Source organism: Sulfitobacter sp. HI0040 (assembly GCF_001634885.1).
Classification (GTDB): domain Bacteria; phylum Pseudomonadota; class Alphaproteobacteria; order Rhodobacterales; family Rhodobacteraceae; genus Sulfitobacter.
This window is the reverse complement of the sequence record NZ_LWEX01000406.1, coordinates 1-20,040: the sequence shown is the minus strand read 5'-3', so window position 1 is coordinate 20,040 and position 20,040 is coordinate 1. Positions and strand designations below refer to the sequence as shown.

General features: G+C 62.6%; 23 protein-coding genes. 12 read left to right on the top strand and 11 right to left on the bottom strand.

Going from position 1 to position 20,040, the window contains the following annotated elements; genetic code table 11:
* Positions 1-26 precede the first annotated feature (26 nt).
* The 4 genes from A3728_RS16680 to A3728_RS16665 form a co-directional block, all read right to left on the bottom strand.
* Entirely contained in the window at positions 27-239 is a 213-nt protein-coding gene (locus tag A3728_RS16680; RefSeq protein ID WP_067926155.1) for a hypothetical protein, read from the bottom strand.
* Between the two features lie 44 nt (positions 240-283).
* Positions 284-2,065, bottom strand: a complete 1,782-nt coding sequence (locus A3728_RS16675) for an acyl-CoA dehydrogenase C-terminal domain-containing protein (RefSeq protein ID WP_067926152.1) — start codon at positions 2,063-2,065, stop codon at positions 284-286.
* Positions 2,066-2,108: 43 nt separating this feature from the next.
* Entirely contained in the window at positions 2,109-2,510 is a 402-nt protein-coding gene (locus A3728_RS16670; protein ID WP_067926149.1) for a MerR family transcriptional regulator, read from the bottom strand.
* 213 nt (positions 2,511-2,723) lie between these two features.
* Entirely contained in the window at positions 2,724-3,092 is a 369-nt protein-coding gene (locus A3728_RS16665) for a MerR family transcriptional regulator (protein WP_067926145.1), read from the bottom strand.
* A gap of 117 nt (positions 3,093-3,209) precedes the next feature.
* Here A3728_RS16665 and A3728_RS16660 point away from each other — a divergent pair, with 117 nt between their 5' ends.
* The 3 genes from A3728_RS16660 to A3728_RS16650 are packed head-to-tail and all read left to right on the top strand — an operon-like array spanning position 3,210 to position 5,552.
* A complete protein-coding gene (locus A3728_RS16660) occupies positions 3,210-3,632 on the top strand; it encodes a PaaI family thioesterase (protein ID WP_067926142.1) in 423 nt (140 codons plus the stop codon).
* Positions 3,629-4,141 (top strand): PaaI family thioesterase, encoded by a 513-nt coding sequence (locus A3728_RS16655; protein ID WP_067926139.1) that lies wholly within the window; start codon positions 3,629-3,631, stop codon positions 4,139-4,141. Before A3728_RS16660 ends, A3728_RS16655 begins: the two co-directional genes overlap by 4 nt.
* A 4-nt stretch (positions 4,142-4,145) precedes the next feature.
* Positions 4,146-5,552 carry an MATE family efflux transporter gene (locus A3728_RS16650; protein WP_067926135.1) on the top strand — a complete coding sequence of 469 codons (1,407 nt, stop codon included), beginning with the start codon at positions 4,146-4,148 and terminating at the stop codon, positions 5,550-5,552.
* Here A3728_RS16650 and A3728_RS16645 read toward each other — a convergent pair.
* From A3728_RS16645 to A3728_RS16635, 3 genes are read right to left on the bottom strand one after another with little or no spacing between them, the layout of a single operon-like run.
* A complete protein-coding gene (locus tag A3728_RS16645; protein WP_067926132.1) occupies positions 5,549-6,595 on the bottom strand; it encodes a quinone-dependent dihydroorotate dehydrogenase in 1,047 nt (348 codons plus the stop codon). The two genes, A3728_RS16650 and A3728_RS16645, sit on opposite strands and share 4 nt — an antisense overlap.
* The gene (locus A3728_RS16640) at positions 6,592-7,023 is read right to left on the bottom strand and encodes a DUF1330 domain-containing protein (protein ID WP_067926128.1); all 432 of its coding nucleotides are present in this window, start codon (positions 7,021-7,023) and stop codon (positions 6,592-6,594) included. The genes A3728_RS16645 and A3728_RS16640 overlap by 4 nt, the downstream gene beginning before the upstream one ends.
* Positions 7,020-7,370, bottom strand: coding sequence for a DUF952 domain-containing protein (locus A3728_RS16635; RefSeq protein ID WP_067926320.1), 351 nt, complete (start codon positions 7,368-7,370; stop codon positions 7,020-7,022). The genes A3728_RS16640 and A3728_RS16635 overlap by 4 nt, the downstream gene beginning before the upstream one ends.
* A gap of 157 nt (positions 7,371-7,527) precedes the next feature.
* On the opposite strand from A3728_RS16635, the gene A3728_RS16630 reads away from it, so the two are divergent.
* Positions 7,528-9,084 carry a bifunctional metallophosphatase/5'-nucleotidase gene (locus A3728_RS16630; protein WP_067926125.1) on the top strand — a complete coding sequence of 519 codons (1,557 nt, stop codon included), beginning with the start codon at positions 7,528-7,530 and terminating at the stop codon, positions 9,082-9,084.
* 58 nt (positions 9,085-9,142) lie between these two features.
* Here A3728_RS16630 and A3728_RS16625 read toward each other — a convergent pair whose 3' ends face one another.
* Positions 9,143-10,402: an MFS transporter gene (locus A3728_RS16625; RefSeq protein WP_067926121.1), complete on the bottom strand. Its 1,260-nt coding sequence runs from the start codon at positions 10,400-10,402 to the stop codon at positions 9,143-9,145.
* 186 nt (positions 10,403-10,588) lie between these two features.
* Between A3728_RS16625 and A3728_RS16620 the strand changes: the two genes are divergently transcribed.
* Positions 10,589-11,254, top strand: coding sequence for an SOS response-associated peptidase (locus A3728_RS16620; protein WP_067926117.1), 666 nt, complete (start codon positions 10,589-10,591; stop codon positions 11,252-11,254).
* Between the two features lie 21 nt (positions 11,255-11,275).
* Here the strand turns inward: A3728_RS16620 and A3728_RS16615 are convergent, their stop codons facing one another.
* The gene (locus A3728_RS16615; RefSeq protein ID WP_067926113.1) at positions 11,276-12,304 is read right to left on the bottom strand and encodes an aminoglycoside phosphotransferase family protein; all 1,029 of its coding nucleotides are present in this window, start codon (positions 12,302-12,304) and stop codon (positions 11,276-11,278) included.
* Positions 12,305-12,459: 155 nt separating this feature from the next.
* Between A3728_RS16615 and A3728_RS16610 the strand changes: the two genes are divergently transcribed.
* The 3 genes from A3728_RS16610 to comE all read left to right on the top strand — a co-directional run bounded on the left by A3728_RS16610 (position 12,460) and on the right by comE (position 14,260).
* Positions 12,460-12,939 carry a hypothetical protein gene (locus A3728_RS16610; protein ID WP_067926317.1) on the top strand — a complete coding sequence of 160 codons (480 nt, stop codon included), beginning with the start codon at positions 12,460-12,462 and terminating at the stop codon, positions 12,937-12,939.
* A gap of 263 nt (positions 12,940-13,202) precedes the next feature.
* A complete protein-coding gene (gene comD, locus A3728_RS16605) occupies positions 13,203-13,709 on the top strand; it encodes a sulfopyruvate decarboxylase subunit alpha (RefSeq protein ID WP_067926109.1) in 507 nt (168 codons plus the stop codon).
* Positions 13,706-14,260 (top strand): sulfopyruvate decarboxylase subunit beta, encoded by a 555-nt coding sequence (comE, locus tag A3728_RS16600; protein WP_067926106.1) that lies wholly within the window; start codon positions 13,706-13,708, stop codon positions 14,258-14,260. The genes comD and comE overlap by 4 nt, the downstream gene beginning before the upstream one ends.
* A 5-nt stretch (positions 14,261-14,265) precedes the next feature.
* Here comE and A3728_RS16595 read toward each other — a convergent pair whose 3' ends face one another.
* Together A3728_RS16595 and A3728_RS16590 are read right to left on the bottom strand one after the other, a co-directional pair.
* The gene (locus A3728_RS16595) at positions 14,266-15,327 is read right to left on the bottom strand and encodes an ABC transporter ATP-binding protein (protein ID WP_067926102.1); all 1,062 of its coding nucleotides are present in this window, start codon (positions 15,325-15,327) and stop codon (positions 14,266-14,268) included.
* 32 nt (positions 15,328-15,359) lie between these two features.
* Entirely contained in the window at positions 15,360-16,145 is a 786-nt protein-coding gene (locus tag A3728_RS16590) for an IclR family transcriptional regulator (RefSeq protein ID WP_067926099.1), read from the bottom strand.
* Between the two features lie 129 nt (positions 16,146-16,274).
* On the opposite strand from A3728_RS16590, the gene A3728_RS16585 reads away from it, so the two are divergent.
* The 4 genes from A3728_RS16585 to A3728_RS16570 all read left to right on the top strand — a co-directional run.
* A complete protein-coding gene (locus A3728_RS16585; protein WP_067926096.1) occupies positions 16,275-17,513 on the top strand; it encodes an ABC transporter substrate-binding protein in 1,239 nt (412 codons plus the stop codon).
* An 86-nt stretch (positions 17,514-17,599) separates the two neighbouring features.
* Positions 17,600-18,526, top strand: a complete 927-nt coding sequence (locus tag A3728_RS16580; RefSeq protein ID WP_067926093.1) for a carbohydrate ABC transporter permease — start codon at positions 17,600-17,602, stop codon at positions 18,524-18,526.
* A 1-nt stretch (position 18,527) separates the two neighbouring features.
* The gene (locus A3728_RS16575; protein ID WP_067926088.1) at positions 18,528-19,376 is read left to right on the top strand and encodes a carbohydrate ABC transporter permease; all 849 of its coding nucleotides are present in this window, start codon (positions 18,528-18,530) and stop codon (positions 19,374-19,376) included.
* On the top strand, positions 19,373-20,040 hold a 668-nt coding region (locus A3728_RS16570; RefSeq protein WP_330220287.1), incomplete at its 3' end, for a glycoside hydrolase family 36 N-terminal domain-containing protein. The genes A3728_RS16575 and A3728_RS16570, both read left to right, overlap by 4 nt.

Here is a 20,040-nt window from a genome sequence, read left to right as displayed (position 1 = left end):
TGTCATGTACCCCCCTCCCAGGTTCGTCAGCGTTTTCGGTCGTCCAGTTCCGAATTGAAGAGCCGAAGCCGCGCCGTGAGGTTCTCCTCGTTCATCACGCTGTTGAAGTTCTCGAACAGGAAGGACAGCGCCTCCCCCTCGTCGAGCCCCGCATCGGCGGAGAATTTCTTCAGCCGCCGGTAGCCGTCTTCGGTCATGGCGACGGGAAAGCGGCGGGTCAGGCGAAAGCGTTTTGGCATCTGGTCTCCGTAGGTGGCAGACGGGGGATCCCCCGCCGCCGATTTTAGAAGTTCGCCGCCTCCAACGCCATGACAGTCTCGCCGCCCGATTGGATGCGGGTGAGGTGCAGCGCGGTCGCGGGCAACTGGCGTGCCATGTAGTAACGCCCGGTTGTCAGCTTCGTTTCGTAAAACGCGGCGTCGCCTTTTCCTTCGGCCAGCGCTTTCTTTGCGGCGAGCCCCATCTTTGCCCACATCAGGCCGAGGCAGACGTGACCGAACATATGCATGAAGTCGTTCGAACCGGCGAGCGCATCATTGGGATTCTTCATCCCGTTCTGCATGAAGTACATCCCGGCGGCCTGCAAATCCTTGCTGGCGGATTTCAGCGGTTCCATGAACGCCTTGTCGAATTCCGCATCCTGTCCGGAATTGTCGCGGATGAAGGTTTTCACCATGTCGAAGAAAGCCATCACGTGCTTGCCGCCGTCGGCGGCCAGTTTGCGGCCCACGAGGTCGAGCGCCTGAACGCCGTTGGCCCCTTCGTAGATCATCGCGATACGCGCGTCGCGTGTGAACTGCGACATGCCCCATTCTTCGATGTAGCCGTGGCCGCCGTAGATCTGCTGTGCCTTGACGGTCATGTCGTAGCCCTGATCGGTCAGGAAGCCCTTGATGACCGGCGTCATCAGCGACACGAGCCCGTCCGCATCGGCGTCACCGCTGCGATGCGCGGCGTCGATAAGCGTGGCCCCCCACAGGATGAACGCCCGCGCGCCTTCGGCAAAGCTTTTCTGGTCCATCAGCGAGCGGCGAATGTCCGGATGCACGATGAGCGGATCGGCCGGCCCGTCGGGATTCTCGGCGCCGGTGACAGCGCGGCCCTGCAGCCGGTCCTTGGCGTAGATCAGCGCGTTCTGATAGGCGACCTCTGCCTGGGCGAGACCCTGCATGCCGACGCCCAGGCGGGCTTCGTTCATCATGGTGAACATCGCGCGCATGCCCTTATGCTCACTGCCCAACAGGTAACCGGTCGCGCCGTCGTAGTTCATCACGCAGGTGGAATTGCCGTGAATGCCCATCTTTTCCTCGATGGAACCCACGGATACGCCGTTGCGCTCGCCCAGCGAGCCGTCTTCGTTCACCATGAATTTCGGCACGATGAAAAGCGACACGCCCTTGATCCCCTCCGGGCCGCCTTCGATCTTGGCCAGAACGAGGTGAATGATGTTGTCTGCCATGTCATGTTCGCCGGAAGAGATGAAAATCTTCTGCCCGGTGATCTTGTAGCTGCCGTCTTCCTGCGGGGCGGCCTTGGTGCGCATCATGCCCAGATCGGTGCCGCAGTGCGGTTCCGTCAGGTTCATCGTACCCGTCCATTCGCAGGAAACCATCTTGGGCAGATAGGTATCTTTCTGGCCATCGGTCCCGTGGGCGAGGATCGCGGAGGCCGCACCGTGGGTCAGACCCTGATACATGGTGAAGGCCTGGTTCGCGGCGGAAAACATCTCTCCCACGGCGGTGCCCACCACATAGGGCATGTTCTGGCCGCCGTATTGCTCGGGCATGTCCAGACCGGGCCAGCCGCCTTCCTTGACCTTTTCGAAGGCTTCCTTGAACCCCTTGGGCGTGTAGACCACCCCGTTCTCCAACCGGCAGCCCTCGGTATCGCCGACCGTGTTGAGCGGGGCCAAAACCTCTGAGGTGAGTTTGCCCGCTTCGCCGAGGATGGCCGCGGTGAAATCGGGTTCCAGTTCGTCGTAGCCGGGTGTGCTCTGCTCGGTGACGTTCAGTACGTCGTGCAACACGAACTGCAGATCGTCGATGGGGGCGGTATAGCTGGGCATGGTGTCTCCGTTGGGAATCTTTGGTTCGGACGGCGCGGGGCGGTTATTCCGCCGCCTTGCGCGAATTGTTCATGGAGGAGATCATCTTCTCGCCCCATTTGATCTGTGCTTGCAGGTCCTCGATCGCTTCGGTCAGCTCGTCGCGCTGGGCTTCCATATCGGCCAGGCGCTCTTTCGCGATCTCGTAGGTGCGGGCGATCTGCGTATGTTGCTGATCCCCCATGTGATAGAGATCGAGCAGCTGGCGGATCTGTTCGAGCGAAAAGCCGAAGCGTTTGCCGCGCAGGATCAGTTTGAGCCGGGCGCGGTCCCGTTTCGTGAAGAGGCGCTTTTGCCCGTCCCGGATCGGAAACAGCAGTTCCTTGGCTTCGTAAAAGCGCAATGTCCGGGGCGTGACGTCAAATGCGTCGCACATCTGTCGAATTGTTTTTGTATCTTCGGTCATGACGTCCCTCCGTTCTGGGGTCGGTTGGCTTTCGATGATCGATCTTGGTACTCGGGGTGGATATAAAGCGATGCCTTACGTTGACGTAAGCTGGACGTCGCGTCACTTGTGAAGTTGACGTAACGACCTAGTGCGTCAGCGGGATGATACAGCGGTGTTCTGCCCCCGGATCGGGGGAAAACAGCGATTCAAACTAAGGGAAAGGTTTTCGGATCAGTCGAGCGCGGCGGCGGTGTCGTCGCGCAGGCGCTGCAATTCGGACATCGCCTCTTCCAGCTGGGCCTTTTGATCGGCCAGTTCGGCCAACTGCCGGTCCGCCATTTCGATCCAGGTCCGCATCTGGGCGTCGGTGCCTTCTTTTTCGTAGATAAGCAGCCACTGCCGAATGTCTTCGAGCGCGAATCCGAATTTCCGCCCCCGCATGATGAGCTTCATCCGCGCCCGTTCCCGTGCCCCGTAGAAACGTGCACGGCCTTCGCGGTCAGGTTGCAGCAGCTCTATGTATTCATAGTAGCGCAGCGTGCGCGGCGTTACGTCGAACGTAGCGCACATTTCCTTGAAAGTCAGGCGGTCGTCGGCCATGGGCGGTCTCCTCCGCCACAGGCTATGTCCAAGCAGATGAATGAGCAACAGGTCCTCTTGCCCTTTGGAAGGCATCAACGGATAAAGTTCATCAGGCAGGAAAAAGGGGCGCGATACATGTCAGACAAAACGCGCATGGCGAGGCAATTCATACAGGCCCTGCCGCATGCCGTGGCATTGGGGATGGAGGTGGAGGATATCGAACGCGGTACCGCGGTTGTTTCCATGGCCTATGACGAGCGGTTCATCGGCGATCCGGTGACCAAGGTGATTCACGGCGGTGCGGTATCGGCCCTAATGGATACCACCTGCGGGGCAGCGGTGATGAGCCATCCGACCAATCCCGCCGGGACGGCAACCATGGATCTGCGCATCGAATACCTGCGCGCGGCGCGCCCCGGGCAACGGATCCGCACGACCGCGACCTGCTATCATGTCACCCGGTCGGTGGCCTTCGTCCGGGCCACGGCCACCGACGATGATGCCGATAACCCGGTCGCCACCGCGACCGGCACCTTCACGGTGGAGGGCAAAAGATGAGCTTTTCGAAACGCCCCGAACCCGTTCAGGTGGTCAAGCAGCGGCGGGATGGCGTGTTGCGCGCGCTTGTCGAAGGTGTGCCCTATATCCAGTTTCTGGGCATCCGGTTCGAACGGCGGGGGGATGAGCTGACCGGGCTTCTACCCTTCAACGATACGCTCATCGGCAATCCGCTGCTGCCCGCGCTCCACGGTGGGGTGACGGCGGCATTTCTGGAGATGACGGCGATTGTCACGCTCAGCTGGGGATTGATCTGGGAGGATATGGAAAGCGGTGCGCTCGATCTCGATAACCTCGATCATGCGCATCTTCCCCGGTTGCCCAAGACGATCGACTTCACTGTCGATTATCTGCGGTCGGGCCTGCCCCGGGATGCCTATGCCCGCGCCCGCATCAACCGTTCTGGCCGTCGCTATGCGTCGGTTCACGTAGAGGCCTGGCAGGACAACCGGGCGCGCCTTTTTGCCCAGGCTACCGGCCATTTCGTGATCCCCCGGCGTCAGGGCTGATCCGGTGGACGAACCTCTCAGCGACGCGGAGGTCCGTGCCGTCGACAAGGGCGCGCTGGAACCGCGCGACGTCGTGACCCATCGCCGGGTTCTCAACATCGCGGTCCCGATCGTCATCTCCAATGCCACTGTCCCGATCCTTGGTTCGGTCGATACCGGGGTCGTGGGCCAGATGGGCCTTGCCGCCCCCATCGGCGCGGTGGGGCTGGGGGCGATCATCCTCTCGGCGCTCTACTGGATCTTTGGCTTCTTGCGGATGGGCACTGTCGGTCTGACGGCGCAGGCCGCGGGCCACGGGGACGATGCCGAAGTCGCCGCCCTGCTTACCCGCGGGCTGTTGATCGGGGCAGGGGCAGGGGCCGCGATCATCCTTTTGCAACTGCCTCTCTTTTGGGCGTCCTTCCGGCTTTCGCCCGGTTCCGCAGAGGTGGAAGGCTTGGCCCAGCAATATATGGCCATCCGCGTCTGGTCGGCCCCGGCGGCGATTTCGATTTACGCCATCACCGGGTGGCTTATCGCGCAGGAGCGCACACGCGCCGTTCTGGCCATCCAGCTCTGGATGAACGGGCTGAACATCGTGCTCGATTTGTGGTTCGTTCTGGGGCTCGACTGGGGGGTGCAGGGGGTGGCCATCGCGACCTTCCTGTCGGAATGGTCTGGTGCCGCGCTGGGCCTGTGGTTTTGCCGGGCCGCGTTCCGCCTGCCCGAATGGCGCAACTGGGCCCAGGTCTTTGACGGGCCGCGCTGGCTGCACATGATGCGGGTGAATACCGATATCCTGATCCGTTCCATGCTGCTGGAGGCGATGTTCGTGTCCTTCCTCTTCATGGGGTCGGGGCTGGGCGATGTCACACTCGCCGCCAATCAGGTGCTGTTGCAGTTCCTCATGATCACGGCCTTCGCGCTCGACGGGTTCGCCTATGCCGCCGAGGCGCTTGTGGGGCGGGCCATGGGCGCGCGGCAGCGTGCGGTGTTGCGCCGAGGCGCCTTGCTGACGAGCGGCTGGGGCTTGGCCACCTGCGTCGGGATGGCAATCGCTTTCGCATTGGCAGGGGGTGCGATCATCGATTTGATGGCGACCGCGACCGGGGTGCGCGCCGTGGCGCGGGATTACCTGCCCTACATGGTGGCGGCCCCGGTCGCGGGCTGGGCGGCATGGATGCTGGACGGTATTTTCATCGGTGCCACACGGTCACGCGACATGCGCAACATGATGGCGATCAGCTTCGCCATCTACGTGGGTTTTGCGCTGGTACTGGTGCCCGCCTTGGGCAATCACGGGCTGTGGCTATCCCTTCTGGCGTCTTTCGTCGCCCGGGGCATTACGTTGGGCCTGCGGTATCCCTCGCTCGAAGCCGATGCGGATGCGCCGCCCCCGCCCCTCAGGCAAGGCAAGGCGACTGCGGGCTAAAGGTAGGCCTCCCGCCCGGTGCCGACCGCATCGGCGACAGAGGCAAAGCCGTCGCGTTTCAGAAGCCCGTCCAACCCTTCGACGATGCGGCTCACCAGCGACAGCCCGTCATAGACCAGCGCGGTATAGAGCTGTACGGCGGAGGCACCGGCCCGAAGCTTCGCATAGGCGTCCTCCGCGCTTGCGATGCCGCCCACGCCGATCAGCGGCACATCGGTGGAAAAGGAAAGCCGTGCCAATACGCGGGTCGATCTTTCCATGAGCGGTCTGCCCGAAAGGCCCCCGGTTTCCTGCGCGTAGGCGCTGGAAAGGCCGGTCCGGTCGAGCGTCGTGTTGGTGGCGATGATGGCGGCGACACCCGCTTCCTGCGCTACCTCTGCGATCTCGGCTATTTCGGCGTCGGACAGGTCCGGCGCGATCTTGAGAAAGACCGGGCAGGCACCGCGTTCTGACATGACCCCGGAGAGCAATCCCGCAAGGGCCGCTTTGCCCTGCAGGTCCCGCAGCCTTTCGGTGTTCGGGGAGGAGACATTGACGGTGGCGAAATCCACATGGTCGCGGGCCGCACGCATCACGGTGGCGAAATCGGCGGCCCGGTCGGTCGAGGTCTTGTTGGCACCGAGGTTCAGACCCACGGGTACCGCCGGGTCCCGGGGCCGGGCGAGGCGGGATACGATCTCCTCCGCGCCATCGTTGTTGAACCCGAAACGGTTGATCGCCGCGCGGTCTTCGGACAGGCGAAAAAGCCGCGGGCGCGGGTTGCCCGGCTGCGGCTTCGGCGTCGCGGCGCCCACCTCCAGAAAGCCGAAACCGGCCTGTTGCAGCGGCTTTACCGCCGTCGCGTTCTTGTCGAAACCCGCAGCGAGACCCACGGGGTTCGGCAAGGCCAGCCCCGCAAGCGTGGTCTTCAACTGGGGGGAGGTGATGGGCCCCGGTGCCGGCGTCAGACCGGAATTGAGCGCGCGAAGGGCAAGGCCATGGGCCGTCTCCGGGTCGAGCCGGTGCAGGGCGAGCAGGCCCAGCCGTTCGAAAAGCGCGTTCACGCGAAGCCGTCAGTCAGGGGCAGGTTCTGCGTGCGGATCAGGCGGGACGTTTCCACCGCCGCCTGCCGATGCACCACGGCGTCCTTGTAGATCGGGTCAGAGATCATTTCCAGAAAGGCATGGGCACTGGGATAGCGGGCAATGAACGCCACATCCCAGGTTTCATCCTGCGGGCCGATCAGCGTCAGATCGAATTGCCCGCGCCAAACGATCTTTCCGCCCACACGGGCGAAAACAGGGCCACTTTCCTTCCCGTAAAGCTCATAGGCGTCCGCCCCGGTCAGCCCATCCCGCGCAAGACCGTGATCCCCGGGATAATTGGCCTTGTCCTGCAGTTTGACGAGGTTGAACATGTCGAGCGGCGCATCCCGGTCAAGAGCTTTGAAAGCATCGAACTGCGCGCGGTCCGGATCGATATATCGGGTCATTGTTCCTCCGTTTCGAAACCTGCGGGAAAGCGGTGTTGGCCGTCTTCGAGCGGCAGCGGCTGGGCCCAGGCGACATCTTCCATCCGCAGGTCCCGGTAAAGGTGGGGAAAAAGGGCACCGCCGCGCGAAGGCTCCCATTGCAACTCGGGGCCGAGCGTATCGGCATCAAGCGCCAGCAGATACAATCCCTCCTCCCCCGCGAAATGTTTCGCTGCTGTTTCGGGAGCCTGTTCGGCGGTGGAAAAATGCACATAGCCGTCGGAAACGTCGATGGGGGCGCCTTTGGTATGGCCGTCCCGGCGCAGCGCGGCCCATTCGTCGGACCGGAATATCTTGTAGATCAACATGGGCCCGTAGTGCCCGCGCGGGAAGGTCCGGTCAAGGCCGCCTGCGCCGCCTTTGACCGGACGCTGCGCGACCTGCCGCTGGGGCAGTGCCATATCCGCTTTGACTCCCTCCGGGCCGCGCGCCACCATGCGGTATCAACACAACAGGGGAAGACCGATGAAACGATTCCTGACGAGCGCCGCCGCGCTGGCCATGACCAGCGGAATGGCAGCCGCCGAGTACAAATTGACCATCCTGCACACCAATGACTTCCACGCCCGGTTCGAGCCGATCAGCAAGTATGACGGCCCCTGTTCCGCCGAGGACAACAGCGCCGGCGAATGCTTTGGCGGCTCGGGCCGGCTGGTGACGGCCATCAACGAAGCGCGGGGCCGGACCGACAATGCGCTGTTGGTGGACGGGGGCGACCAGTTCCAGGGCACGCTCTTCTACACCCACTACAAGGGTGCGCTGGCCGCCGAAATGATGAACAAGATGGGCTATGACGCGATGACCGTGGGCAACCACGAATTCGACGACGGCCCCGAAGTGCTGAAGGGTTTCGTGGATGCGGTTGAATTCCCCATCCTGATGTCGAACGCCGATGTCTCTGGTGAGCCGCTGCTGGCGGATGCGATCCGCAAATCGACGGTGATCGAGAAGAACGGCGAAAAGATCGGGCTGATCGGTCTGACCCCGCAGGACACCCATGAACTCGCCAGCCCCGGTGACAACATCATCTTCACCGACCCGGTCGAAGCGGTGCAGGCCGAGGTCGACCGCCTGACAGAAGAGGGCGTCAACAAGATCGTCGTGCTCAGCCATTCGGGCTTCGGCGTGGACCAGCGCGTCGCGCGGGAAACAACCGGCGTCGACGTGATTGTCGGCGGTCATTCCAACACGCTGCTCAGCAACACGCATGAACGCGCCGAAGGGCCCTATCCCACCATGGAGGGCGAAACGGCGATCGTGCAGGCCTATGCCTACGGTAAATTCCTCGGGGAGTTGAATGTCACCTTCGATGACGAAGGTCGCGTGATCGAAGCCGTGGGTGACCCGCTTCTGCTCGACGCCGCAGTGACGGAGGATAGCTCGACCGTGGACCGCATTGGCGAGGCTGCAAAACCGCTGGAGGAAATCCGCAACCGCGTGGTGGCCCAGGCAGAGGAGGCGATCGAGGGGGGCCGCGACATTTGCCGTGCCGGTGAATGCGCCATGGGCAACCTTGTGGCCGATGCGATGCTCGCCCGGGTGGCCGATCAGGGGATCGACGTCGCCATCGCCAACAGCGGCGGTTTGCGCGCCTCAATCGACGCGGGGGATGTCACCATGGGCGAGGTGCTGACGGTACTGCCGTTCCAGAACACGCTGTCCACCTTTCAGGTCAGTGGAGAGCAGTTGATGGAAGCGCTGGAGAACGGGGTTTCCCAGATCGAGGAAGGCGCAGGCCGTTTCCCGCAGGTCGCGGGGATGACATTCACCTTCGATGCGAGCCAGCCGGCGGGCAGCCGTATCAGCGATGTGATGATCGCCGGTCAGCCGCTCGAGCCGGAAAAGACCTATGGTGTGGTTTCCAACAACTACGTGCGCAACGGCGGGGACGGCTACGCGATGTTCAAGGAAGCCGAAAATGCCTATGACTTCGGCCCCGACCTCGCGGATGTGACGGCGGAATTCCTGGCCCAGAACGCGCCCTACAAACCCTATACCGACGGGCGTATCGTCGCGAAGTAAATAGCTGTTTCAGAATGAAAGGGGCGTGGCCGGTGTGGCCACGCCCCTTTGTGCTTTCTCAGGCGGGTTGCTCTGCAGTGCCGGGCGCGGGGTCTCCGTTCCTCAGGGGCATGGTCTGCAGGGTGGAGGTTCTGCCTGCCGTGGCCGGCTGGAAGACCGTCTTTTCCGCCTCGGACGGGGCTTCGCGCCGGGTGATCCGGTACATGGTGAACAGGACGATCATGATATGTGACAGCGCGGTCATGCCGAAAAGCGCGCGCAGACCAAGGTCCTCCATGGCCCAGCCTGCCAGCAGCGGTCCCACGATGGACCCGATGCCGTAGGTCATCAGCAGCCCGCCGGAGATCTGCAGCGAGGTGCCCGGTTCGGCGTGGTCATTCGCATGGGCCACGATCACCGGATACATCGCATAGATCGACCCCCCAAGAACGGAAGCGAGCAGCAGGTTCAGATCACGGCTTTCGGGTGCGAGGACTAGAAAGCCCGCGTCCGCCAGCAGGGCCAACACCGCGATACCGATGAGAACCTTCCGCCGGTCCATCCGGTCCGACAGATAGCCCACCGGCACCTGCATGACAGCACCGGCAAGGATCGGCAGGGAGGTGAAAAAGGCGATCGCTGCCAGAACCAGCCCGATCCGCTCCGCATAGACGGCGGCAAGCGTACCGAAGGCTGCGTTAGACACGCCCACCCAAAAAACGCTGAACACCGAAACCGAGGAATTGCGCCAGAGCGCCCGCATGTTCAGCTTGACCGACGCGAGCGGGGGCGGGGTGGAACTGGATGTGACGGCGGTGGGTACAAGGGCGAGGCAATAAAAGATCGCGGCCAGAGCAAAGAAGGCAAAGCCATTGGGATCGCCCAGGGTAAGCATCATCTGCCCCGCGGTCGTGGCCCCCAGATTCACCATCGTGTAGATGCCGAAAATGCGGCCCCGCGCCTCCGGGTCGGTCCTGTCGCTCAGCCAGCTTTCGACGATCATCGCCGTGCCCGCAAAGCAAAAGCCGCAGATGCCCCGCAGCACGATCCACGCCCAGGGCGTGATCAGCAGGGCGCTGGCGAGGATGGTAATGGCCGCCACCGCGGCCATGGCCCCGAAGGCACGGATATGCCCCACCCGTGAAACAAGTCCCGCCGTCAGCACGCAGCCCGACACGTAACCCAGTGCCCAGCCCGTGCCCAGCATGCCGAGTGAGAGGGAGGAGAACCCTTCGCTCGTACCGCGCACCGGCAGGATGAGGCCATTGATCCCCCCGCCAAAGAGCAGAAAGGCGGAGCCGAGGAACAATGCGCTGACGGGAAGCAGTTGACGAAGCATGAAGGGGCCTTGGAAGTGAAACGTTGCCCGTCTCTTTCGCAGAAAGACGAGGGGGGTAAAAGTCACGCGTGCCGCGATCGGCGGTTCGCCTCCGTCAGTTGTGCCGCCTATCGCCTAGGCGGATTTGCGGGGCGTGGGGCGTGCGCCTATATTCCGGGGGAGGCAGCGAAACCTGAGGTATCCAACATGTGCGGACGCATGGCGATCACATTGCCGCATGATGCCATGGCGTCGATCTTTGCCGCTGCACCGGCGAACGATCTGCCCGAGGTGCCGAATTACAACGTCTGCCCGACGACACAGGTCCATATCGTGACATCCGGGGCTGATGCGGGCCGCGCCCTGCGTTCAATGCGCTGGGGGCTGCTGCCGCCATGGTACAAGAAGATGTCGGACGGCCCGCTGCTAATCAACGCGCGGGGAGAGACCGTCGCAGAAAAGCCCGCCTTCCGAAATGCCGTGCGCGAGCGGCGGGGCCTCATTATCGCGAGCGGTTTTTACGAATGGACCAAGGATCCCGAAGGCGGGCGTGATCCGTGGTACATCACCCGAAGCGATGGCGCACCGCTGGCTTTTGCCGCCATCTGGCAGGATTGGAAGGACGGCGACGGGGCCCGCCATGCCACCTGCGCCGTCGTCACCATCGCCGCCAACGCCCCGATGCGGCGCATTCACAACCGGATGCCGGTCATCATCGAAGAACCCGATATGCCTCTCTGGCTGGGGGAGGAGGGCAAAGGCGCCGCGACCCTGTTGCAACCCGCCCCCGAAGAGACGCTCACCTGGCACCGTGTGGGGCGCGAAGTGAACTCCAACCGGGCGAAGGGCGCGGAACTGGTCGAACCGGTTTGAGGTCAGCTTGGGCGCCGCGGCTCAGCCCGCCGCCATATCGGAGATTTTTGCCAGGTCCCGCCAATCCCCCAAGGTGTCATCCAGAAAGCCCGAGATCTCATCCAAATCTGCCGCAGCCAGCGCCTGTTCAAACTGGGTGAGCACGCGCGGCATGAAAGGCAGATAACGGGATTTGCCGTCCCTCTGATGCAGCCGCACGAAAACGCCGAGGATGCGCGCATGTCGCTGGGCGCCCAGTATCGCGTAGCGCTGGCGGATCTGCTCTACATCGCCCAGCATATCCGGTGCACCGGCGCAGTAGCGTTGGAACAAGCGCTCCTCCAGTGCGGGATCGATGTCGCGCCGGGCGTCCTGCAGCAGGGAAACAAGGTCATATTCACAGGGGCCGAGGATCGCATCCTGAAAATCAAGCAGCCCGCAGGCGCGCACGCCTTCCCTGCCGGGTAACAGCATCAGGTTGTCGATGTGAAAATCCCTCAGCACCAGGGTTTCATATCGATCCGCCACCGGGCGCAGGGCAGCGGACCAGAGCGCCCGCCACGCCTTGTCGAAAGCGGCTATATCAAGATCGGGGCGCATTGCTGGCGCGTACCACCGGGAAAAGATCGACAACTCATCAAGGTGGACCTCCATGTCATAAAGGGGTCTTTCGATGGCCGGGCCTTTGGGGTGGTGATGCAGATAAAGCAGCGCATCCACGGCGAGCGCGTACAGGTGTTCTTCGTCACTGCCGCTTCCAAGGCAGCGCGCATAGGTGTCGTCGCCGAAATCCTCCAGCAGGGCGAGACCCGGGTCGGGTTCCGCATGGAGGACCCGGGGGGCGGAAAGGCCCATTTCGTTCAGATGGGCGGAGACCTGAAGATAGGCGGCGAAACCTGCGGGATCGTGCCTATCGTCCATCAGGATCACGTCCTGCCCGAAAAGGCGGGTATATTGTCGTCTCGATGCATCGGCGGCGAATACCTGCAGGTCGCGGTCTGCAAGACCGCAGCGCGCGAGAAACCCGCGCGCGTCTTCGGGCAAAAGGTGTGAGGGCGGTGGTATCGTCATTGGGCAGGGCGCATTTCGATAATGGATGCCCCTCCCTAGCGCCCTCCGGATGAAAAGGACAGAAGCAGCCCCGGACCCTTTGCGATGCCATATTGCTGCCGGCCCCGCGTCGTATTACCCGAAGCACATCGCCCCGGCTGCACCGCGAGATTTTCATGAGCCCTTTCGACAATCCGTTCGATTCCGGTAACGATCCTGTGCGCCACACGCTCTGGGAAAGGCACATGCGTGCCGATATCGATGCCTTCCTCGCCGGAGATTGGGCTGCGGTCGCAGATGACTTCGACGCGGCCCGCTTCATTGCGCTGGACGCGGGCGGGTCGCGGGATCCTCTCCAGTGGACGGTGGGTTTTCCAAACCTTTCGGCATACCGGGACCGCTGGCTGGAGATGTCGGCGCTCACGCGGGAGCGGGCCGATCCGGACAAGCTGCGGCGCGCCATGTTCGAAGGCGCGCGTATCGCCAGAATTGATTTCTACGCGGAGGGCACCGCGCTTCTTCACAAGGTTTTCGACGGGGCCCTTCCGCTGCGGGACGGCACGCGCGAACCCTACGGCTGGCAATCCGTCTTCACCCTGGTCCGAGAGGAGGGGGGAAACTGGAAAATCGTCTCTTTCGTGGGATACCTCGGCTAGTTTGCACCCGGCGGCGCGTTTATCCCGACTGAAAGATATGGAAGGCCACGCCCGTGCCGTCGATGTGCGGCTCCTCTTTCGCCGCCGGTCTGATCGATACGCGTGCCCCGGCACCAGATCCGGTCGTATTGCGGTGGCCCCCGCCGGGGGCTACCAATGGGGCAACAGCCGCTACGGGCGCAGAACGGTTCCTTGCCGCACAGAGCCCACCCCATATCCCGCCAAAGCGCCGCCGGGCGCCCCAGAGGAAAGGCAGACTCCAGATGAACATCGACAGGAAGATCGCGGATGACCTTGTCGCGAACGACGTGTTCTTCGTCACTACCGTGCCCTGCAAGCAGTTGGCCGGCGTGATTGAGGAGGTCGAGCGCCGCGACGACATCATGCACGTCCCCGCGAACAAGGAGGACGAAGGCATGGGGCTCTGCGCCGGGGCTTTCATGGGGGGCAAACGGCCCGCGATCATCATGCAGAACACCGCCATCGGGGTCACGATCAACACGCTCGTCACGCTGATCCAGTTCTACCGGATGCCGCTGCCGATGATCATTTCCTACCGGGGCGAGTTGCGCGAACCGGTCGCCTGTCAGGTGGAAATGGCGGTCCATACCAAGGCGCTGCTCGCGCAACTCAACATTCCGACCTATCACTTTCACCGCCAGAAGGACGTGGAGGAGCTCGACAATATCCTCAAGTACACCTTCATGTGCAACAAGCCCGTGGCGATCCTGACCGACGCCAACTTCTGGGGAGGCTACGGCGACCAATGATACGTTCCGAGATCCTGCGCGACATCGCGCCCATCATCCGTGACCACCTTGTCGTCTGCAATATCGGCCTGCCCAGTCAGGAACTGCACAGCATCGATGATCAGCCCACCAACTTTTACATGCTGGGCACCATGGGGCTGGCCTCTTCCATCGGGTTCGGGCTGGCACTGGTGCAGCCGAAGCCGGTCATTTCCATCGATGGGGACGGCTCTGTCCTGACCAACCTTGGCACCTTGCCCACCATCGGCAACAACGCCGCAGGCAATTACACGCTGCTGATCATCGACAACGGGTCCTATGGGTCAACGGGCGATCAGCCGACCTATGCGGGCAAAAAGACCTCGCTTGCGGAAGTGGCGCGCGCCTGCGGATGCGATAACGTGATCGAGGTGCAGGACAAGGACCTCGGCCCGGTCCTGAGGGACGCGATCGACAGTGACGAGATGACCGTGATCGTCTGCAAGTGCGACAGCGGCAATGTGAAGATGCCGGTGATCACGCTGGACCCGGTGGTGATCCGGCACCGCTTCATGGAGGCGGTGAAAGCCTGAACGGCTCAGCGCAGGCGCAATTCGCTTTCCGCGTCGAAGAACATCGCCTGTGCCGGGTCGAAATCCACCCGCACGCCGCTGCCTTCCGGGATGGCTTCGTCGCCCCGTGTTTCGACGACGATGCGTTCGCCGGTCGGCGTATCGAGATAGTCGTAGGCGACACCGCCAAGGCGTTCGCGAATGTCGATCCGCACAGGGGATTCCGCCGCCGTGACCGAAAGGTGCTGCGGCCTCACACCGACGATCACGGCGCGGCCATCAGCGGGCAGGGCGACGTTGGCGGGAATGGCCATGTTGCCGAGCGCGGGGATCACGACCTTACCGCCCGTCACCTCCCCGTTCATGAAATTCATGCTGGGTGATCCGATGAACCCGGCAACGAAGCGGTTGTCCGGATCCTCGTAAAGGGTCATCGGGCTGCCGACCTGTTCGATATGGCCCGCCCGCAGCACGACGATCTTGTCGGCCAGTGTCATGGCCTCCACCTGATCGTGGGTGACATAGATCATCGTGGCGCCGATCTCCTTGTGGAGTCGGGCGATTTCCACCCGCATGTCGACCCTGAGTTCCGCGTCGAGGTTGGACAGGGGTTCGTCGAAAAGGAAAACCTCCGGCCCCCGTACGATGGCCCGGCCGATGGCGACGCGCTGGCGCTGCCCGCCGGAAAGCGCCTTTGGTTTCCGGGCGAGGTAGTCGTCCAACTGCAGGATGCGGCTTGCGTCGCGCACCTTCGACTTGATGGTTGCCTTGTCCACGCCGTTCATGCGCAGACCGAAGCCCATGTTCTCCTCAACGCTCATATGGGGATAGAGCGCATAGGTCTGGAACACCATCGCCACGCCGCGTTCCGCAGGATCCGCCCGGGTCACGTCGCGCCCGCCGATCGCGATGCTGCCGTCGGTGGTTTCCTCAAGTCCCGCGATCATCCGCAGCAGGGTGGACTTGCCACAGCCCGACGGGCCGACGAATACGCAGAACTCGCCGTCATCGATCTGCAGATCGACCCCGTGGATCACCTGCACCTCACCGTATCGCTTGACGGCCCCGTTGAGTGCTACGCCTGACATTCGTTCCTCGCTCCCCTGAAATTTAGGTCATGTCACTGGGCGGCCGGAAATGGCCAGACAGCGGCCTCCGTCCCGATCTGGGCGGTGGTGCGCAGCAGGGCGGGCCGGAAATTTTCCAGCGCATCGGGGGCCATCCGCATGGTCGACGTCACGATGGAAAGCGCCCCGATCACCCGCCGATACCCGTCGAAGATGGGCGCCGCGATGGACACGATGCCCTGTTCATGCTCTTCGCGGTCATAGGCCACGCCGCTGGCGCGGATCGCGTCCAGTTCCGTCATCAGTGTGCCGGGGGTTGTATGGGTCGCCGGGGTAAAGGGTTCGTAGAGCTGGTTTTCGAGCGCCTGCGCCCTGCGCTTTTCGTCCATGAAGGCGAGCATGGCCTTGCCCACTCCGGTGCAATGGGCAGGCGCGCGCCGTCCGGCCACGGCCATCGTCTTGAAGCCGTTTTCAGGGGTGCGTTTGTCGATGAACACGACCCTGCCGTTTTCCATCTGCGCAAGGTGAACGGTTTCGCCCACATCGCTGGCAAGCGTATCGAGAAAGGGTGCGGCCAAAGGTGCGAGCGATGATTGGTTCCACGCATGGCGCGCCGTTCGGACGAGCCGCATGCCCGGCACGTAAACATGCCGTTCCTCGTCATAGGCCAGCATGCCCTGACTGGTGAGCGACTGCATGATGCGGTGAAGTGTGGCCTTGGGGTAGGGGCTGATCTCAAGCACTTCAGAAAAGCGGACGGCCCGACCGAAGCCCACGACCGAGTCGAGGATGTCGAGCGATTTGCCCAGCGTTCCGTCCGATACGACCTGCTTGTTCATTCCGACCTTCTGCCCCGGCATTAACGAAGTTGACATTGACTCGGTTAGCATCATGAGATTATTTTATCAATATGCAAAACATTTGTCCCATTATTTGAGACTTTGCATCGGGAGGAGAAAGGGAGAACCATGAACGCATTCAACAGCAGGCTGGCCGGTGCGCTGGCCGCGACCACATTGTTCACGTCCACCGCCGTCGCCGGTGAGCTTGTCATCAACACCGATACCTCGGACCCAGCGCCGAAGGCCGCCTTCGAGGCGCTGATTGCGGGATTCGAGGCAGAGAACCCGGACATCACGGTGAAGTGGAACCTTTTCGATCACGAAGGGTACAAGACATCGATCCGCAACTTCCTGACGGCCGATGCGCCGGACCTTGCCAACTGGTACGCGGGCAACCGGATGCTGCCTTATGTTGAGGCGGGCCTTTTCGAGCCGGTCGACGACGTGTGGGAGCAGAACGGGCTGGGAGAGACGCTCGCCTCCGCCAAGGGGTCGATGACCATCGACGGCAAGATCTGGGGCGTGCCCTATACCTATTACCAGTGGGGCATCTACTACCGCAGTGACATTTTCGAGCAGAACGGCATCACCGCGCCCGAAACCTTCGACGACCTGCTCGCTGCCTGCAACACGCTTTCCGAAGCGGGCATTACACCCATCACCATCGGAACGAAATATCTATGGACCGCCGCAGGGGTCTTCGACTACCTCAACCTACGGACCAACGGGTACGATTTTCACATGGCGCTCACCAAGGGGGAGGTTCCCTGGACGGACGACCGGGTGAAGGCCACGATGGAAAACTGGAAGCGCATGCTGGATGCGAACTGCTTCCTCGAAAACCATGCCGCCTATTCATGGCAGGAAGCCCTGGCCCCCATGGTGCAGGGTGACGCGGCCATGTACGTCATGGGCAACTTCGCCGTGGCACCGCTGCGTGAGGCGGGGCTGACGGACGAGCAGATCGGCTTCTTCCAGTTCCCGCGCATTTCCGACGATGTGCCCATGGCAGAGGAAGCGCCGACCGATACGATCCACATTCCGGCCAACGCGAAGAACAAGGAAGACGCCAAGAAGTTCCTTGCCTACCTCGCGCGCGCCGAAGTGCAGACCGAGGTCAACAAGACGCTGGGCCAGCTGCCCATCAACAAGGACAGCCAGGTCGGTGACGACAAGTTCCTGCAGGCAGGCTACGAAATGCTGAGCGGGACGGAAGGCGGCATCGCCCAGTTCTTCGACCGGGATGCCCCGGCCGAAATGGCCAAGGCCGGCATGGAAGGCTTTCAGGAATTCATGGTCAAACCAGAGCGCATGGACAAGATCCTCGAGCGGCTCGAAAAAGTGCGGCAGCGGGTCTACGAATAATCCCGCATCGCGCTTTACCGTCTCGCCCGGCCCCTCCCGGGCGGGACACCTGAACCTGCCGCCCCACTCCAGCCGGAGACAGCGCCATGACGGCTCCCATCGTTCCCGATACCCATCCGCCTCTGCGCCGGTCATGGTGGAAGGAGAACCAGCAGCGCCTCGCGCCCTGGCTCTTCCTCGCGCCGGGCATCTTCATGTTCGCGGTCTACGTGATCATTCCGATCTTTCAGTCGATCAATATCTCGTTCTACGACTGGGACGGTCTTGGCGAAAGGACATGGGTCGGCGCCGACAACTACGTCGAACTGATGGACGACGAGGCGTTCTATACCTCGCTCAAGAACAACGTGATCTGGCTGGTGCTCTATATGCTGGCCATTCCCATGGGCCTTTTCGTGGCCCTGTTCCTCAACCAGACGGTGCGGGGCATCCGCATCTACAAATCCCTTTTCTTCTTTCCCTTTGTCATCAGTCAGGTTGTCGTGGGCCTGGTTTTCGCATGGTTTTACGATCCCTCCTACGGGCTGATGAACATTGCGCTGGGGTGGTTCGGGATCGAACCCATCGCCGTGCTCGCCAACGAAGACTATGTGACCTACGGGATCATTGCCGCCGGTCTCTGGCCGCAGACGGCCTATTGCATGATCCTTTACCTCACCGGTCTGAATGCGGTTGATCCCGAACAGATCGAGGCCGCGCGGCTGGACAACGCCAAGGGGGCAAAGCTGCTGTGGTACGTGATCCTGCCGCAGCTACGGCCCGCGACCTTCATCGCCGTGGTGGTCACGGTGATCGGCGCGCTGCGCTCCTTTGACCTTATCTCGATCATGACGGACGGCGGGCCATGGGGCTCCTCCCGCGTGCTGGCGTTCTACATGTATGAACAGGCGTTCAGCGAATACGGCTTCCGCATGGGATACGGGGCGGCCATCGCCGTCGTGCTTTTCCTGATCATGATGGTCTACATCACCGGCTTCCTGTGGAAGATGTACCGCGACGAGAAGGGCTACTGAGATGTTTCCGACGCCGATCCAGAAACGCTCGGCCGTGGCGCAGACCGTCTACAAGGTCGCGCTGCCGGTGGCACTCATCGTCTGGCTGCTGCCGCTGATTGCCGTGGCGCTGACCTCCGTCCGTTCCGCGGGGGATATCACCGCGGGGAATTACTGGGGCTGGCCCAGCAGCTTCAACCTGTTGGAAAACTACACCGCCATCTTCCAGCAGACGCCCATCGGGCAGTACATCCTCAATTCCTTCAAGGTGACGATCCCGACTGTCATCGGTGCGGTCGCGATAAGCTGCATGAGCGGCTTCGCTTTGGCCGTCTACAAGTTCAAGGGCAACCTACTGCTGTTCTTCATGTTTATCGCGGGCAATTTCGTTCCCTTCCAGATTCTCATGGTGCCGGTGCGCGATCTCACGCTCGATCTGGGGATGTACAACACGTGGTACGGGCTCGCGTTGTTCCACATCGCCTTTCAGGCCGGTTTCTGCACGCTCTTCATGCGTAATTTCATCAAGGCGCTGCCGTTCGAACTGATCGAGGCGGCGCGGGTGGAGGGCATATCCGAGATCCGCATCTTTTGGTTCGTGGTCCTGCCGCTGATGAAACCCGCGCTGGCGGCCCTGTCGGTGCTGATATTCACTTTCATCTGGAACGACTATTTCTGGGCCACCGTGCTGACGCAGGGGGCGGATCAGCAACCGATCACCGCCGGGCTCTATTCGCTGAACGGGCAATGGGTCGCCGCGTGGCATCTGGTGTCGGCCGGTTCCATCGTCGCGGCGCTGCCGCCGGTGCTGATGTTCTTTCTGATGCAGCGGCACTTCATCGCGGGGCTGACACTGGGGGCCGTCAAATGATGCGAAGCTGGCGGCTCGATGATGCCCGTCAGTCGCTGGTTCTCGCCTCCCGCGAGGACCGCCTGCCGGAGATCGTCTACTGGGGGCCGCGGCTGCCGGATGGCGAAGAGCTTTCGACGCTTGCGCAGGCGCATGCCATCGACGTGACCGGCGGCATGCTGGACGAAACACCGGAACTGTCGATCTGTCCGGAGGAGACGCGCGGCTTTCCGGGCCAGCCAGGGATTGTCCTGCGGGACGCCAAAGGGGGCCGCTTCACCCCGCGTTTCCGGTTCGAAAGTGACGAGGGCGCGGAAGATATGCTCACCCTGCGGTTTCGCGATGCCGAGAGCGAAATTGGCTATGCCGCCTTTTTCGGGATCGACCCCGACACCCATATGGTCACGGCCCGGGCCGAGGTCGATGCGCCCGACCCCGTCACGCTGGACTGGCTGGCCGCACCGGTTTTCCCCGCGCCGCAGAACGGACGGAAAATGGTCGATTTCGCCGGCCGCTGGTGCGGCGAGTTCCAGCCCGTTTCCACGCCCTGGTCGGCAGGCATGCGCGCGCGCGAAAACCGCACCGGGCGCACGGGGCACGAACATTTCCCCGGTCTTCTGCTGCCGTCGCCGGGGACCACCCATACAGCGGGGCAGGCCCGCGCCTTTCACTACGGCTGGTCCGG

Coding starts and splice junctions, on each gene's coding strand:
- A3728_RS16585 (WP_067926096.1), top strand. CDS start 16,275: ATGAACGCATTCAACAGCAGGCTGGCCGGTGCGCTGGCCGCGACCACA.
- comD (WP_067926109.1), top strand. CDS start 13,203: ATGAACATCGACAGGAAGATCGCGGATGACCTTGTCGCGAACGACGTG.
- A3728_RS16580 (WP_067926093.1), top strand. CDS start 17,600: ATGACGGCTCCCATCGTTCCCGATACCCATCCGCCTCTGCGCCGGTCA.
- A3728_RS16680 (WP_067926155.1), bottom strand. CDS start 239: ATGCCAAAACGCTTTCGCCTGACCCGCCGCTTTCCCGTCGCCATGACC.
- A3728_RS16625 (WP_067926121.1), bottom strand. CDS start 10,402: ATGCTTCGTCAACTGCTTCCCGTCAGCGCATTGTTCCTCGGCTCCGCC.
- A3728_RS16595 (WP_067926102.1), bottom strand. CDS start 15,327: ATGTCAGGCGTAGCACTCAACGGGGCCGTCAAGCGATACGGTGAGGTG.
- A3728_RS16635 (WP_067926320.1), bottom strand. CDS start 7,370: ATGTTGATCTACAAGATATTCCGGTCCGACGAATGGGCCGCGCTGCGC.
- A3728_RS16620 (WP_067926117.1), top strand. CDS start 10,589: ATGTGCGGACGCATGGCGATCACATTGCCGCATGATGCCATGGCGTCG.
- A3728_RS16630 (WP_067926125.1), top strand. CDS start 7,528: ATGAAACGATTCCTGACGAGCGCCGCCGCGCTGGCCATGACCAGCGGA.
- A3728_RS16610 (WP_067926317.1), top strand. CDS start 12,460: ATGAGCCCTTTCGACAATCCGTTCGATTCCGGTAACGATCCTGTGCGC.
- A3728_RS16655 (WP_067926139.1), top strand. CDS start 3,629: ATGAGCTTTTCGAAACGCCCCGAACCCGTTCAGGTGGTCAAGCAGCGG.
- A3728_RS16575 (WP_067926088.1), top strand. CDS start 18,528: ATGTTTCCGACGCCGATCCAGAAACGCTCGGCCGTGGCGCAGACCGTC.
- A3728_RS16675 (WP_067926152.1), bottom strand. CDS start 2,065: ATGCCCAGCTATACCGCCCCCATCGACGATCTGCAGTTCGTGTTGCAC.
- A3728_RS16670 (WP_067926149.1), bottom strand. CDS start 2,510: ATGACCGAAGATACAAAAACAATTCGACAGATGTGCGACGCATTTGAC.
- comE (WP_067926106.1), top strand. CDS start 13,706: ATGATACGTTCCGAGATCCTGCGCGACATCGCGCCCATCATCCGTGAC.
- A3728_RS16660 (WP_067926142.1), top strand. CDS start 3,210: ATGTCAGACAAAACGCGCATGGCGAGGCAATTCATACAGGCCCTGCCG.
- A3728_RS16665 (WP_067926145.1), bottom strand. CDS start 3,092: ATGGCCGACGACCGCCTGACTTTCAAGGAAATGTGCGCTACGTTCGAC.
- A3728_RS16590 (WP_067926099.1), bottom strand. CDS start 16,145: ATGAACAAGCAGGTCGTATCGGACGGAACGCTGGGCAAATCGCTCGAC.
- A3728_RS16615 (WP_067926113.1), bottom strand. CDS start 12,304: ATGACGATACCACCGCCCTCACACCTTTTGCCCGAAGACGCGCGCGGG.
- A3728_RS16640 (WP_067926128.1), bottom strand. CDS start 7,023: ATGACCCGATATATCGATCCGGACCGCGCGCAGTTCGATGCTTTCAAA.